The following is a 14,835-nucleotide window of genomic DNA, read 5'->3' on the forward strand; positions in this document are numbered from 1 at the left end:
CGAAGCACAGCTAAGGCATAACTAAATAACGTTAGCTGTATAAAATACATATTCTATGGAGTATTAGTTGGACTGGATCACTGAGTTTGCCGAATTTATAAATTTATCACCATCTATATTAGGTGTTCTTATCTTAACTGCTTTTGCAGCGGGTTATATAGACGCCATCGCAGGCGGTGGTGGTTTATTAACCGTGCCGGTTCTACTTTCTTCAGGTTTACCTCCACATGTTGTATTAGGCACAAATAAATTAGCATCTACTTTTGGTACTTGTATGGCTAGTTATACTTTTTATAAACGTCAGTTATTCTCCCCTACATTTTGGAAGTTAAGTGTTATATCAACTGCGGTAGGTGCAATTATTGGCACGATAATGGTTAGCTTTATTGATGCAAAAAACCTTAACAAAATTCTGCCTATATTTATTGGATTCAGTGCGCTTTATGCATTATTTAATCGAATGAAAGCCGAAGACTCAAATCAACTCCCTGAAATTAATTCAACATTAAAAAACAAACAAATTAGCCAAGGTATGATTTTAGGCTTTTACGATGGATTTGCAGGTCCTGGTACTGGTGCATTTTGGACCGTCAGTAACTTATTTTTATACCGACTGAATATTTTATTAGCCTCTGGTGTTGCCAGAAGTATGAACTTTATTAGCAATATATTTTCATTAATCGCATTTATTTACTTAGGCTATGTTAATTTTGCAGTAGGCTTATTAATGGGTGTGTTTTTGATGTTAGGTTCATATACTGGTGCGCGTTCTGCTATTAAATATGGTAATAAATTTATTCGTCCGGTATTTACTGTGGTGGTTTCTTGTATGGCTATCAAACTTGCCTTTGACGCTTGGGCTTTATAAATTGAATACACTTATTACGCAATTAACCTTACAGTCAGAAAAGCTGAGAGAACAAATCAAGGGCTTAAAGCTCAATTCACAACAATGGTTTGCTAATAGCGATATATTTCGTTCCTCAGGCTTTGCCACTCGCAGTGAAGATATTAGTGATTATTTACTAGAGTTAACGGCGACCATTAACAAACTTGCAAAAGTCACCGATGAACAACATATCGCTTATTTATCTGAACGAATAACCCAACAGTTTTCGTGCCTCAAAGGCTTGGTTAAGTCCAACGAGATCAATTTAAAAAACAGCCAGTATAGTAGAGATAGAATTCGTAACTTAAGCAAAATTAAGAAATTTACAGTTAAAGCCTCGCAGTCAAGCCAGGAGTTATATGCCGAACTGTCCAAGCTGCAAGAATTTGAGCGTCGCTTACTCGACAAGGTTAGTGAATCGCAACAACAGCTTTCTATGTATAAAGGCAATGCCAATAGGATGGCCTTACAACAAGACGTATTAACCAATCAACAAAGACTGGGACGTTGTCGCCAAGCACTAAGTAAAATAGAAGAGTCTATTCAGAAGCTAGACAATAATAACTAATCTCATGTCTATGTTATCTTTACCTTTAGTATTTCATCCAATTTACAGTCAGCTTAATCTTGCTAAAAACCACCGATTTCCGATTGAAAAGTATTTAAGTTTAAAAGATGCTGCAATGCAAAAGCATGGTGCAAAAGTTAACATTAACTTAGTAAGTCATCCAATTAACACCGAGCAACTTAAACAAATACATCAAACAGATTACATAGATAATTTTTTGACTGATCAACTGACCGACAAAGAAATGAAACGCATTGGTTTTCCTTGGTCGGAGCAATTTGTAAATCGCACTTTAACCGCTGTAGGCGGAACCTTACAAACCGTAAGGTTAGCCGTTGAAAATGGTGTGGCGATAAACCTTACAGGTGGTTATCATCACGCACATCCAGATTTTGGTTCTGGCTTTTGTGTATTTAACGACTTGTCCATTGCTGCACAAACGCTTCTTAATGAAGGCAAAGTTAATCGGGTACTTATTTTTGATTGTGATGTACATCAAGGTGATGGAACCGCAACTTGCGTTGCAGATAACCCTGACATTTTTAGTTTGTCTATTCATTGTGAAAAGAACTTTCCAACGAGAAAGCAGCAAAGTGACTGGGACATAGGGTTAGATAAACATCTAGAAGATGATCACTATTTAGCACAAGTTGATGACGCGCTAATATCGGCATTTCATTCATTTAAGCCTGACTTCATTATTTACGATGCTGGTGTCGATATTCATAAATACGATGATTTAGGTTTGCTCAATATCACCACTGAAGGTGTTTACCAACGAGACCTTATGGTCTTTCAGCTAGCAAAACAACATAACATTCCAATTATGGCGGTTATAGGTGGCGGTTACCAAAGAGATATCACGGCATTGACAGATGTTCATATGCAACTTATAAATGCAGCGATTGATACATTCATTAATTAACTATCTCGCTAGCATCAACGGTTAATAGCACCAGCCAAGATTTCTGATTTAAAAGCCTAAATAATATCAAGAGTAATTTTCTGATTGATTCTTATAAATACGGTGCTATTGTCATAAACAAAGGAACTCAGATTAGGAAAAGGTTTATGCAACTTAATGACGACATTCACAACTATTACGAAAAATTAGTTCTCGAATACATAATTGCAAATCGTTTGGATAAACGATTCCCAACTGAATTTTTATCTGACTTATGCTGTATCGTATTAAACCAATTACCATCTAAGTACATTAGACATGAAGTAGACATGGCGTTTTATTTACCAGTAGCTGAACGTTACGAAATGGAAATGAATGTAAGAGAGTCAATTGGTCGAGCGCTTGAGTTTATGGACTCCAAAGAATTACGAGAAAACGAAATTGAGTGAAAATTTACCTCCCTATAATGAAACACAAACATTAGAAACTGCTGAGCAACATATTCAACTAGCCGTTGACTTGATTTATTTACTTGAGTCAAATGAAATGCCAGCAGAAACGGTACTAAAAGCACTGGATATTGTCGCCGCAGACTTTACAAAAAAGCTAGCCCCAAATTAATATTGATTTATTAATTACTCATATCCATAAAACAAAAAAGAGCCTCAAGGCTCTTTTTTGTTTTAACCATTTACCACGTCCTAATTAAGGTTATAAACCTAATACAACCTTTTCAGATTTTAATGAGTTAGCGGTAAATTTGATAATCGCAAACGACACAATAATTGTGATTATAGAGCCTCCAACAAAAGGTAGATAACTTTCTAAGTCCCCTCTTATCAATTGGCTAATCGCTTGCTGTTGAGCAAAAATGGGAATGTAACTAAGGGCTGCATTCTTATAATTCATAATTTCCAATACCATAGGTAAGAATACAGGTACCATGATTGTGTATTGAATATAAGATTGTGCTTCTTTAAAAGACTTAGCATGAAAAGCCACTGCCAATTGAAATGCAGCAGCAAACAAAGCTAATGGTAATAACAATAACCAAATCGTAAGACCTAACTGCAGATCAAAGTTAAACGCCATTCCAGCCTTATGCAATGGAATAAACGGGATCACCAGAGCGGTTAATATAATACTCAAAGTGGCACCCACCGCGCCAAAAAATGCAGTATTCATTGTTTTGGCTATAACCACTTGCAGCGTACTTACCGGTTGCATAATTAACAGTTCTAATGAATTACGCTCACGCTCCCCTGCACTACAGTCAATCGCCACATTAGTAGACGACACAAAAGCAGCAACCAAAATCATCACACCTAACATACCCAATATTAAAGCCGATTTAGACGAAGGTGAACTGGTATCGTTCTCTTCAATATGAATTGGACTTAATATGCTAGGTGAAATTCCTCTTGCGGTTAGCTTCATTGTCACTAATTGACTTTGGTATCTATTGACCACCCGTTTAATGCGAGATATTTCTTCTCTAGAACCTTTTTTAGAATAATCAGCTAATAAGGTAATTGTCGCTTTCTGTCCTTGCTCCATCTTCTGCGCAAAGTCATCGGCAAACGTAAGAGTAATTTTAGAATGCTCAAGGCTTTCACCATCTAACTCAAACGTCTTACCCGTTTCAGGCATATTAGCTTGCAGTATTTTACTTTGCTCTAACAAAGCCACAATATGAGGCGCTTGTTGTTGATTCTCAATACTAATATACAGTTCGTCAACAGACGTACTCTCTTCCAATGTAAACGTCATAATAGCCGCAAAGAAAATAGGTGGAAGGAACGCACCTAATAGCGCAGCAAAAATAGAACGCTTATCACGAATTGAGTCTAAGAACTCCTTGGTAAATAATGTTTTTATCATGCTGCTATCCCTTCATCACTGCCTATTAATGCTACAAATGCATCTTCAAATTCGGTTTTACCAGTACGCTCACACAACTCTTGTGGTGTGCCTACCGCTGCTACTTTACCGTTAGCAACAACAATAACCTTGTCGCATAACGCAGCCACTTCTTGCATCACATGCGACGAAAACAATATGCACTTCCCTTGTTGTTTTAATTCCAACAGTATTTCACGTAATATCCGAGTACTCATTACATCAAGACCACGAGTAGGCTCATCCAGTATTAAATTTTGAGGTTGGTGTACTAAGGCTTGTGCAATGATCACTTTCATTCTTTGACCTTGCGAAAAACCTTCACATCGTCGGTCTGCAATGTCAGCTATATCTAACTTTTCGATTACATCATCCAAAGCTTGTTCTTTCTCTTTGCCTTTTAAACCATGTAAACCGGCAAAATAAGATATTTGCTCACGAGCGGTTAAGCGCTCATATAAACCAAATTTATCTGGGAATATACCGATTTCTTTTCGCGCTAACTGTGGCGATACTTGACTGTCGACACCATTAATTAAACCAGTGCCTTCTTCCGCTTCCAATAAACCATATAACACTCTTAATGCTGTGGTTTTACCCGCACCATTTGGGCCTAATATTCCAGTGATCTGCCCGTTTTCTGCTAAAAAGCTTAAATCGTCTAAGGCCTTTATATCGCCAAAATGCTTTACTAAATTATTTACCTGTAACATTTGATGATCCTTTCTAATGAAGTTGATTTAAGTTAGTGAAGAATAAATTGGGTACCGACTTTTCTGCACAGCTAAAGTCAACCTCGTCAAACGAACCTTTCTGCATAAACTCTTTAACCGCATCCATACACATTCTTAATGACGCTACGTGCGCACCATTTTTAATCACAACGTGTTTTGAGTTAGCTAAAGATTTATCCGCCATTTCACCATAAGCAGGTGGTGTTACAGGATCGTATTTACCAGAGAACAGTAATACCGGAACATCTACCGTTACTGGCTGAGCAAAGTCTGTAGGCGCTTGCCATTTAGGCCAGTATTTACAAACGCCTGTAAAGTTAGTGAACCCTAACTCACCATTAAAATAGTTATCTGCATCTTTTTTAAAATCAGACTCAACCGCTCTAGGCATATCTTCATTACAAATAATATTCATTGTAAGTCCTGTATATAAACTGCCTGGCGCATGTTCTTCTGAGCCACTACTTTGGCTGATCATTGCCGCTAATGGACGATAATCACCATTGGCCGAGGCATTAACGACATATGGCAAAAGCTGACGAGAAGATAAAGCATATAAGGTACTTCTTAACGTTTCCGTCACTTTACTTTTCGTTAACACGATCTCTACTTTCAAACCTGTAGTTGGATGGTAAATTGATTGTTTAATTGGTTTTTCCAACTTACTTAACAGATTTAAATAATCTTGTTTTAAGTTAGGAAACGACTTCTTACAGTATTCGTGCGCTTTACAATCTTCAACTAAGTAATCAAATGCACGTTCTGATGTTTTGCCAAAAAATCCAACAATCAATTCCATTGGCGCATTACTATCTAACGTTGCAGTCTGAATAGATTCAGGATGATTTTTTAAGTATGTAAATCCTGCTCTAGTGCCATAAGAACCGCCAAAAATGTGAACCTTTTGATAACCCAATGCTTGACGAACAGCTTCAAAATCTTCAATTGATTGATAGGTGTTGTAACTTGGTAAGTCAAAATCTGAAAAGCTAGTTAAACAGTCTTTTACTTCTTGTTCGAGGTTTAAATTATCAGTATCGACTACTAGAGGGTCAACATACTCTGAAGTGTCACATAACATTCCATTTGATTTACCGGTACCGCGTTGGTCGACTAATATAATGTCATGTTCTTGTCTAATATCGCTCATAGCCATATTTAATGCACTGGCTAATTCTGTCGCAGCTTGTCCTGGGCCTCCTGCTAAAAACATCACTGGCAGCTCTTTGCTTTGTTCTTTAATTTTAGGCAGCACAACTACGTTTAAAGACAGTTTATTATCATCTGACATTTCTATATCTGGGTTTTCAGCAACATCAAGCGTGCCACACAAAACTTTACTTTTAACACCCAAGACAAAACAGGCTTCTAGTTTTAATTCTGGCTCAAGATCTGGCTCTAATGCGGATACAAGATTAGGTGCCATCAATCCTAACGATATGAGTAAGGTTAGCAGTTGTCGTTTCACAGTTAACTCCATGTAATTTCTTCTTTTGGCAAAAGTGCATAAAAATAAGTGGCTTAAAACTTTATAGGTAAGCACTCATAATGTAAATAAAAGAACCATTTAATAAAGTTACAATTTGTAACGCTATAAATATAAACCTTTGTTTTTAAGTAAAAAATAAAATTTTAGTTGTATAAATAGTATGAAGGTTATAAATACTTACTCATCAAATCCCTCATGTCACCTAAGTTAATCCCTAACGAACTCCAACTTAAGATAATTAAAGTTATTAATATTTATGCCGTTAGCTTTCTATTACTTATATGGCTTTATCACAAAAATTATTAGAAATTTTACTATTATCAAACTATACCTTTGAACAGTAACTTTAAGTTATAGGTTAGATTTCAATTAAAAATATAATAAAAATATTTTAGAAAAAACAACAGGGCAGGTATGTATTATGATCCTAAACAAATTATCCATACGCAAGAGGCTTTTGATTATTTCAATTGTCCCTATTACGCTTATCGCGATTACTCTTGTGGTAATTTTTGACAGTCAAATTAACGGTTTAATAAAAACCCAAACAGACTCTGCAACAAACATGTTACGCCACGAGAAAAAACAAGAACTCAAAAACATTGTAGATGTGGCGTACAACACAATTAAACCTGTCTACGATGCAAACGGTACCTTAGAGCAAGGAATCGAATTATTAAAACGCATGGATTTTGGTAAAGACGGTTATCTTTTTGGCTACGACTCAAACTCAGTTAGAGTATTTAGTGGTGGTTCAAGCGCAGGTATAGGAAAAAGCTATAAAGACTTTAAAGATGTGAACAACGTATATTTAATTAACGACTTAGTTACAGCTGGTAAAAACAATCAGTTTGGAAGCGGTGAGCAATTTGTCACTTATCACTTTCCTCGCCAAGGTGAAAAAGTAGCATCGGAAAAACTGTCTTATGCCATATTCCTACCTAAATGGAATCTAATGGTCGGTACAGGCGTCTATGTTGATACCATAGAAAAAGAAATTGCCGTTATAGAAAACCAAGTACGTGATGCACAAAGCCAAGTATTGGCATTCGTATATATTCTGACTATTGCTCTTATCGTTGTAATGGCGGTTGTTGGAGTTTGGGTTAGCCGCTCTATTCTCAATCCATTAGCTAATGTATCAGATGCGATAAAAGAGTTAAGTCAAGGTAATGGCGATTTAACCAAACGTATTCCTATACAAGACAAGTTTGAAACTGGCGTACTAGCAGAGCACGTAAACAACCTATTATCATCTTTGCAAAAAAGCATCAAAAGCGTATTCGATGTTTCTAAAGCGGTAAATTCAGAGACTAACATTCTACTTCAACAAGTAGAGCAAATTAAACAGATCAGTGAACGACAAAGTGATGCAATTGGAACCGTAGCAGCAGCATCAACCGAAATGTCGGCTTCAGCTGGTGAAGTCTCAAATAATGCAGCTAGTGCTGCAGAGGCTGCAAAAGTTGCTAATGGTAATGGTGAATTAGCGTTAGAAAAAATTAAACAAAGCAGCAATGAAATGGGAATACTAAGTCAAGATATACGTGAAGCCAGTAGCGTTATTGACCGAGTAGGTACTGATGTTGAAAATATCATCGCAGTCTTGCAGGTAATTGAAAGCATCTCAGAACAAACAAACCTACTTGCGTTAAATGCCGCTATCGAAGCAGCTCGAGCTGGTGAATTAGGACGTGGCTTTGCCGTTGTTGCTGACGAAGTAAGAAACCTAGCGAGTAAAACTCAAGGTAGCACAGAAGAAATTCAAAATATGATCCAAAAACTGCAAGAAGGCTCTCGCTCTGCAGTAGATGCGATGGGTAAGAGTATGACTCGCAGTGACTCGGCAGAAAAAAGTGTCACCGAGACCTCTGAACAATTAGATCTAATAGCTGAATCTGTTGCGGTAATTATGGATATGAATGCGCAAATAGCCTCAGCGTCTGAAGAGCAAAGTCTTGTTGGTGGTGATATAGGTCAACGAATTGTTGAAATTTCAGATCAAACAGACGAGTTAACTGAAATTGCTCAGCTTAATAACAGCACATGTGAAAATTTACGCCTGAGAGCTGGGGAACTAGATAAAGTTGTTGGCCAGTTTAAGATTTAATGATTGATTGTTCGAGATAGAAAATACTGTGCTACTTTTACTTTTAAAGTAGCTTTTTCTATTAATATTCATGCAGCAGATAAGATAGAAAATCTAGCAAAACTGAGAGTGGGCAATAACAAAAAACTGTAGATTGGTGGCAACCCCACCAGCTACATCCCGGCACACGAGTCACTTGCTGTGGCTGCTCCCTTCCGGGCCTGACCAAGTTCACGAGCTATCGTTGCGAGAGAACCAATGGAGTTACCATAGTGCTGCCTAAAGTTAGGAATAGAATCTCCTACCTAAGCGGCGCGCATTATTACTTAAACTCGAATTAGTTGCAATAGTCTATGCAAAAAGAACCATTTATAGATCAAGTTTTTTACGTTAGAATTCAGCTCTCAGCTTTAATGTTATGTAATCGAGTTCAATAAAACCAATAATGATATTTTTTCCTCCAGCTAAAGAATCAACGAATGCATTATTATTAACTGGTGGCGGCGCACGAGCGGCCTACCAAGTAGGTGTTCTAAAAGCAATTGCATCCCAGTTACCTCGTAATCAAAATTCCCCTTTTAAAGTTATTTGTGGAACCTCCGCAGGTGCTATTAATGCGGTATCGATGGCTTGCCATGCATCTTGCTTTCACTTAGGTGTAAAAAAAACAGAATGGGTATGGAAAAATTTTAAAACTGAACATGTTTATGTTGGTAGTTGGTTTGGTGTATTTGGTTATATTTTAAAAAATTATTTTTTTAAAAATTCTAAAGGTGGAAACACTAGAGCAACCAGTTTATTAAATAATAAACCACTAGAAAACCTGCTATCTGGCTTAATAGATTACAAACGTATTGATAGAAACATCTTAACTGGTCATTTGGATGGTATTTCAGTTGCAGCATCGAGTTATAGCGATGGTGACAGTATTGCGTTTTTTCAATCAAGTGGACACCATGAGTGGTTACGAGCAAAACGAAAAGGTATTAAGACGGTATTAACCACTCGTCATTTAATGGCTTCAGCTGCAATTCCGCTGTTATTTCCAAGTGTGAAGATTGGTACTGCACATTTTGGTGATGGTGCAGTTCATCAGCTATCGCCATTAAGTCCCGCAATACATTTAGGCGCTGATAAAATATTAATCATTGGAGTGGAAGAGCCTAAAGAGAATAAGCATAGCGGTGAGTCAGAATTTAAACCAAACACTGCAGCCATTACAGGTCATTTATTGGATACAATTTTCACTGACTCTCTTAATGCCGATATAGAGAGAATGGAGCGAATAAACTCTACCCTTAATTACGCCTCAGAAGATAAAGCAGGATTAAAGAAAGTAGAAACTTTACTAATTAACCCGAGTACTTGTTTCAATAAGTTAGCAGCGCAGCATTATAAAAACATGCCACCAGCTATACGTTTTTTATTACGCTTAATTGGTATTAAGAAAAAGTCTGAATCAACCCTTCTTAGCTATTTGATGTTTGAAAAGCAATTTACGAAAGAATTGATTAAATTAGGTTATGAAGATGGTTTAAAGCACAAAAATGAAATTATGTCTTTTCTTGAACTTACACCGATGAAGTAAAAAAACATAAGTTAATACTATATATTTTTATCTGCCAAAGTTAATTTTTCTCAACAGTCTTAAGCTAAAACGTTCAGATACTCAGTCAGTATTTTTTTTATATATTTTGTTCTGTTTGTCTGTATTGAGTGTCGATTGAAGCATAAGTACAATTGCTCACTGACTGAGTTTTTTAACCCATGTATTTGAAGTAAATCCTGTTGAGGGAAAGCGTTAGCTGCATGTAAAGGTAGAACCGTAAAACCAAATCCTTTGCTAACTGGTTTTAATATTAAACTTATTTGATTGGAAAAGCCTTTATGCGTGAATTGGTCGACATGCTCAAATTGCTCAAAGTTTTGACTCAACAATAAACGGCCATGATGTGCGGCATCAGGGTGCGAAATAAAACCAAGCTCTAATAACTTTCCCCAAGTCACTGACTTAATATTATTTGGTGTTACTAACACTAATGGTTCAACAGCTACTTTGTGGCTAATTAAGTTACTCGATTGACTCAACTCTGTAATTAACCCGAAATCAATTTTTCGCTCAGAAACGGCTTGTTCAATAGTTTTATTTGGCGCAAAGGTATAATCAACAACCAACTTTGGAAAAGACTCTTGAAGCTCTAATAAATAAGGATACAGTCTTAAGCCAACACTTCCAGGAGATGCTATTTTTATTCTACCTTCATGCTCTTCATCGTATTTGATTAAGCTTTCTAACTCCTCAGTAGATTTGAGTAACTCTTTTCCTTTTTGAAATAACAATTCACCAGAGTCAGTCAAAATGAATGACTTCCCGTCCCGGCTCAATAAAGCAACATCAAGTTGCAACTCTAATTTTTTGATGTGTTGACTAACTCCAGATTGAGTCATAAACAGTTTTTCTGCCGTTTTAGTAAAGTGGCCTACCTCAACTAAGGTACAGAATGTTTTTAACCAGACTTGATTTATCATTACAAAATATACTCATTTAAATAACAATTGATAATTTTATGTACTTTATCATCAGGCATATACTTTCCCTATCAAATAAATAGAGGAATTTAAAATGAGCAAAGCATATCCAAGAGCATTTTCACACATAGGTATATCGGTACCTGACTTAGACAAAGCCGTGAAATTTTATACTGAAGTACTAGGCTGGTATTTAATAATGAAACCCACTGAGATAACTGAAGATAACAGCCCTATCGGTGAAATGTGTACCGATGTATTTGGCGCTAACTGGAAAAAGTTTAAAATAGCCCATTTATCTACCGGAGATAGAATTGGTGTAGAGTTATTTGAGTTTGTTAATCAGCAACAACCTGAAAATAACTTTGAATATTGGAAAACAGGAATATTCCACTTCTGTGTGCAAGATCCTAATTTGGAAGAGTTAGTTGAAAAGATAGTGGCCGCCGGTGGCAAAAAACGTATGGCAGAGCCTCGTTATTACTATCCGAATGAGAAGCCATATCGCATGATTTATATGGAAGACCCGTTTGGCAATATTCTTGAAATTTATAGCCATAGTTATGAACTAACTTATGCAGCAGGTGCATACTAAAATATTCCTTTAAACAAGAGTTAGCGAGCGCTAACTCCTGTTTAACTTTACTAGCCGGTCATTAAGTAACGCTCGGCTCTTTCCACTCTACGTGGCTTACCTTTAATAATAATAGTATCAAATGCTTCAATAACGGTATTTTCATCAGGAGAAGCTAGCTCAGCCCCACCTCGTCTTAATCCAACGACTTCTACTCGACGTAAAGTTAAATTAAGTTCAGCTAGAGTTTGTTTAACTGCAAATGCATCTAATGGAATCGCAATAGCATGGATGTATTCTAATAAGTCCCGTCTATTTGCGGTAACTTCAGTGACATCGCCTGGATAAAAACCGTGTAAATGACCATAACGATTTTCTCTTTCTTTTCTAATTCTTTTTAATACTCTAGACATAGGAACGCCCGACTCAAACAAAACTTGAGACACTAGCATCAAACTACCTTCAAGTGCCTCAGGTACAACTTGATCAGCCCCATCTGCTAAAATTTCTTTAAGATTTTCATCGTTTTTAGTTCGCACCATAATACGAGCTTTACTGTGTAACTCTTTAACATTCTTAATTACAACGTGTGCTTTGGTTACATCACCAAAAGTGATAACTATTAACCGCGCATCAGCAGCACCTGCAGCTTCTAAAATAGCTTTATCTCTAGCATGACCATATTGTACATTTTCACCTGCTGCTTGCGCTTCACTAACTCGTACAGGATCAACATCTAACGCCACATAAGGCACAGCCTCAGTTTTAAGAAAACGGCTTACGGTTTGTCCTACTCGGCCAAAACCACAAATAACAACATGATCTTTTAAATGAGTTTCAAAATCAGCATTTATTTCTTCGTTGGTACTGTCATCCTCTTTACCTCGTAGCGTATCAATCTTATTTACTATCTTAATATTATTACTAATAATAGAAGGTGTAACCGCCATGCTTAACACACCAATTCCAATTAAAGTGGATGATAAGTCTGGGCTAAAAATATTTAACTGCTGAGCAAGAGCGACCAAAACAAAACCAAACTCACCTAGTTGAAACATCATGAGTCCAGTCCCCCAACCATCTTTTCGAGTCTCGCCAGAGATAACAGCGAGTTGCTTGATCACTAACGTTTTAACAATTAATAAACTGGCAAGCCCAGCTAGTATCCATTCCCAGTGTTTAAGCATGACAATTACATCCAATTGCATACCAACACTAATAAAAAACAACCCCATTAAAATGTCACGAAATGGACGAATATCAGCTTCTAATTGATGTTTATATTGGCTTTCACTTAACATCATCCCAGCTAAAAATGCACCTAATGCCATCGACAAACCAAAGAAGCTAGTTAAAGTGCCAGCCATTACAGTGACTAAGATTGCAGTTAATACAAATAACTCATCGGTTCTTACCTGCGCCACCTGATTAAAGACTTTTGGTAGTATCCACTTACCAACTGACAATAAAATGGCAACCACAATAGCGCCTTTACCAAGCGCCATTAAAAGAGCAACAAATACATTCTCACCGCCGTTTGACGCTAATAAAGGCATGGCAATTAAAAACGGAACCACTGCAATATCCTGGAATAACAAAATACTGATCGCGATTTGGCCACGCTTAGTTTGGGTAATACCGCTTTCATTTAATGACTTCACCACCACTGCAGTAGATGACAAAGCAAAAATACAGCCAATAACAAACGACGTTGTACCGTCAACACCAGCGATAAAACTGGTGCCCATTACTAACAACAAAGTAATGATCACCTGAGCACTGCCCACACCAAAAACTAAATGGCGCATGGCTATTAATTTGGGTACTGAAAATTCTAAACCTAATGAAAAAAGTAAAAATACAATGCCTAGCTCCGCCACTAAAGAAACTTCATCGGGAGATGTGATCAAAGCTAACGCATGTGGTCCTGCAATAATGCCCGTAACTAAATAAGCTAATATAGGAGGTAATTTGATGTGTTTAAAAAACCAGACAATAAAAACAGAAGTAGCTAACAATAAAATAAGCTCAAAGAAATAACCGTGTGACATAAATACAAGCTCCTTTTTGGCAGTTTTTTGCCGACTATATGTTCAGAGTTTAACCAATTAAATTAAGTTATACATTTATTTCATAGAATTCAACACATTGCATATTTGGCACATTTTTCGCTTAGTTTCTACTAAGTGAAATTAATCGGCCAATATACGGGGGGCAATGTGGATTATATTAGTCACTTAGACGCATTAGGCTCAGAAGCCAACGTTAATATACTAGCGACTTGGTCAAGTTATTCAAATGCAGAGCGTGAAAGCGACTCTTTAGTTGAACAACTCCAAACTACATTAGATGTTGAACAATTGTTATCTATTTATCTTAGCGCAATTACGGCTCAGTATAAGATTAATTCAGTTGAGCTCGACACGTATCACGGGAAGTTTAAATCTGGCACTCGAAGTAAGTCTTCACAAGCTATGACTTTACCAATTCGAATTAATGACCGCCTGATGGGTCGTATTAGCTATTTTTCAGAAAAACCAATAACTGATATTTTGATGTCTTCTCTAACGAGTAGTCAAAAGAAACTTATTTACCCATTACGAAATGCATTAGCATTTTGGCAATTGCAACAAATGGCATTAAAAGATCCATTAACCGGCATTGGTAATCGAGCCATGTATGACGATGCGATTGAATATAAGGTGCAACATGCATCACGTTTTAAAGAAACGTTTGTATTAATGCTGTTGGACTTAGACAATTTTAAAACTGTCAATGATACCCACGGGCATTTAATGGGCGATGATATTTTGTCTGCCTTTGTAACTCTTGTTAAAGACTGTTTGCGTGGTACCGATCAAATATTTAGATTTGGCGGTGACGAGTTTACTATTTTACTGGAAAAAGAAGGATTGAATGGCGCCAATATTGTTGCTGCTAGGATCCACCGAGCTATCAGCAAAAATACAACATTCAATGAATACAATGTTAGTACCAGTATTGGCTGTGCTTGTTTCAATGAAAACGACACGCCTAACGATTTATTTGCTCGTGCAGATAAAGCGCTTTACGCGGCGAAAGATGCAGGTAAAAACTGCATGAAAATTGCGTAGCTACAACAACTACCCCAGGAGTTGGCCTTCGGGCCGCTCCACTCCTC

At 37.0% G+C, this 14,835-nt stretch carries 14 protein-coding genes and 1 other RNA gene; 9 read left to right on the forward strand and 6 right to left on the reverse strand.

All coding sequences use genetic code 11. The features are described from left to right. The first annotated feature begins 97 nt into the window (after window positions 1-97). The 5 genes from Q0940_RS03560 to Q0940_RS03580 all read left to right on the forward strand — a co-directional run bounded on the left by Q0940_RS03560 (window position 98) and on the right by Q0940_RS03580 (window position 2,982). Window positions 98-868, forward strand: a complete 771-nt coding sequence (locus tag Q0940_RS03560) for a TSUP family transporter (RefSeq protein ID WP_299264719.1) — start codon at window positions 98-100, stop codon at window positions 866-868. Between the two features lies 1 nt (window position 869). Next, window positions 870-1,457, forward strand: coding sequence for a primosomal replication protein PriC (gene priC, locus Q0940_RS03565; protein WP_299264064.1), 588 nt, complete (start codon window positions 870-872; stop codon window positions 1,455-1,457). Window positions 1,458-1,461: 4 nt separating this feature from the next. Beyond that, entirely contained in the window at window positions 1,462-2,382 is a 921-nt protein-coding gene (locus Q0940_RS03570; protein ID WP_299264067.1) for a histone deacetylase, read from the forward strand. A gap of 146 nt (window positions 2,383-2,528) precedes the next feature. Then, the gene (locus Q0940_RS03575) at window positions 2,529-2,810 is read left to right on the forward strand and encodes a late competence development ComFB family protein (protein WP_299264069.1); all 282 of its coding nucleotides are present in this window, start codon (window positions 2,529-2,531) and stop codon (window positions 2,808-2,810) included. Beyond that, window positions 2,803-2,982, forward strand: a complete 180-nt coding sequence (locus Q0940_RS03580; protein WP_299264072.1) for a YbaM family protein — start codon at window positions 2,803-2,805, stop codon at window positions 2,980-2,982. The genes Q0940_RS03575 and Q0940_RS03580 overlap by 8 nt, the downstream gene beginning before the upstream one ends. Window positions 2,983-3,072: 90 nt before the next feature. Here Q0940_RS03580 and Q0940_RS03585 read toward each other — a convergent pair whose 3' ends face one another. From Q0940_RS03585 to Q0940_RS03595, 3 genes are read right to left on the reverse strand one after another with little or no spacing between them, the layout of a single operon-like run. Then, window positions 3,073-4,242 (reverse strand): ABC transporter permease, encoded by a 1,170-nt coding sequence (locus Q0940_RS03585; protein WP_299264076.1) that lies wholly within the window; start codon window positions 4,240-4,242, stop codon window positions 3,073-3,075. Next, the gene (locus Q0940_RS03590) at window positions 4,239-4,973 is read right to left on the reverse strand and encodes an ATP-binding cassette domain-containing protein (RefSeq protein WP_299264079.1); all 735 of its coding nucleotides are present in this window, start codon (window positions 4,971-4,973) and stop codon (window positions 4,239-4,241) included. The genes Q0940_RS03585 and Q0940_RS03590 overlap by 4 nt, the downstream gene beginning before the upstream one ends. A gap of 13 nt (window positions 4,974-4,986) precedes the next feature. Further along, on the reverse strand, window positions 4,987-6,462 hold the full coding sequence (locus Q0940_RS03595; RefSeq protein WP_299264082.1) for an alpha/beta fold hydrolase: 1,476 nt from the start codon (window positions 6,460-6,462) through the stop codon (window positions 4,987-4,989). A 478-nt stretch (window positions 6,463-6,940) separates the two neighbouring features. On the opposite strand from Q0940_RS03595, the gene Q0940_RS03600 reads away from it, so the two are divergent. Beyond that, complete coding sequence (locus Q0940_RS03600) at window positions 6,941-8,593, forward strand: methyl-accepting chemotaxis protein (protein WP_299264085.1); 1,653 nt, start codon at window positions 6,941-6,943, stop codon at window positions 8,591-8,593. 143 nt (window positions 8,594-8,736) lie between these two features. On the opposite strand, the gene ffs is transcribed toward Q0940_RS03600, so the two are convergent. Further along, window positions 8,737-8,833, reverse strand: an RNA gene (ffs, locus tag Q0940_RS03605) — signal recognition particle sRNA small type. A 184-nt stretch (window positions 8,834-9,017) separates the two neighbouring features. Between ffs and Q0940_RS03610 the strand changes: the two genes are divergently transcribed. Then, a complete protein-coding gene (locus Q0940_RS03610) occupies window positions 9,018-10,160 on the forward strand; it encodes a patatin-like phospholipase family protein (protein ID WP_299264089.1) in 1,143 nt (380 codons plus the stop codon). A 59-nt stretch (window positions 10,161-10,219) separates the two neighbouring features. Here Q0940_RS03610 and Q0940_RS03615 read toward each other — a convergent pair whose 3' ends face one another. Then, on the reverse strand, window positions 10,220-11,101 hold the full coding sequence (locus Q0940_RS03615; RefSeq protein WP_299264091.1) for a LysR family transcriptional regulator: 882 nt from the start codon (window positions 11,099-11,101) through the stop codon (window positions 10,220-10,222). 94 nt (window positions 11,102-11,195) lie between these two features. On the opposite strand from Q0940_RS03615, the gene Q0940_RS03620 reads away from it, so the two are divergent. After that, window positions 11,196-11,696 carry a lactoylglutathione lyase family protein gene (locus tag Q0940_RS03620; protein WP_299264093.1) on the forward strand — a complete coding sequence of 167 codons (501 nt, stop codon included), beginning with the start codon at window positions 11,196-11,198 and terminating at the stop codon, window positions 11,694-11,696. A 50-nt stretch (window positions 11,697-11,746) separates the two neighbouring features. Here Q0940_RS03620 and Q0940_RS03625 read toward each other — a convergent pair whose 3' ends face one another. Then, window positions 11,747-13,726: a monovalent cation:proton antiporter family protein gene (locus Q0940_RS03625; protein WP_299264096.1), complete on the reverse strand. Its 1,980-nt coding sequence runs from the start codon at window positions 13,724-13,726 to the stop codon at window positions 11,747-11,749. 168 nt (window positions 13,727-13,894) lie between these two features. Between Q0940_RS03625 and Q0940_RS03630 the strand changes: the two genes are divergently transcribed. Beyond that, a complete protein-coding gene (locus tag Q0940_RS03630; RefSeq protein WP_299264100.1) occupies window positions 13,895-14,788 on the forward strand; it encodes a GGDEF domain-containing protein in 894 nt (297 codons plus the stop codon). Window positions 14,789-14,835: the final 47 nt, after the last annotated feature.

Origin of the sequence: uncultured Psychrosphaera sp. (genome assembly GCF_947500655.1) — a bacterium.
In the GTDB taxonomy this organism is placed as follows: domain Bacteria; phylum Pseudomonadota; class Gammaproteobacteria; order Enterobacterales; family Alteromonadaceae; genus Psychrosphaera.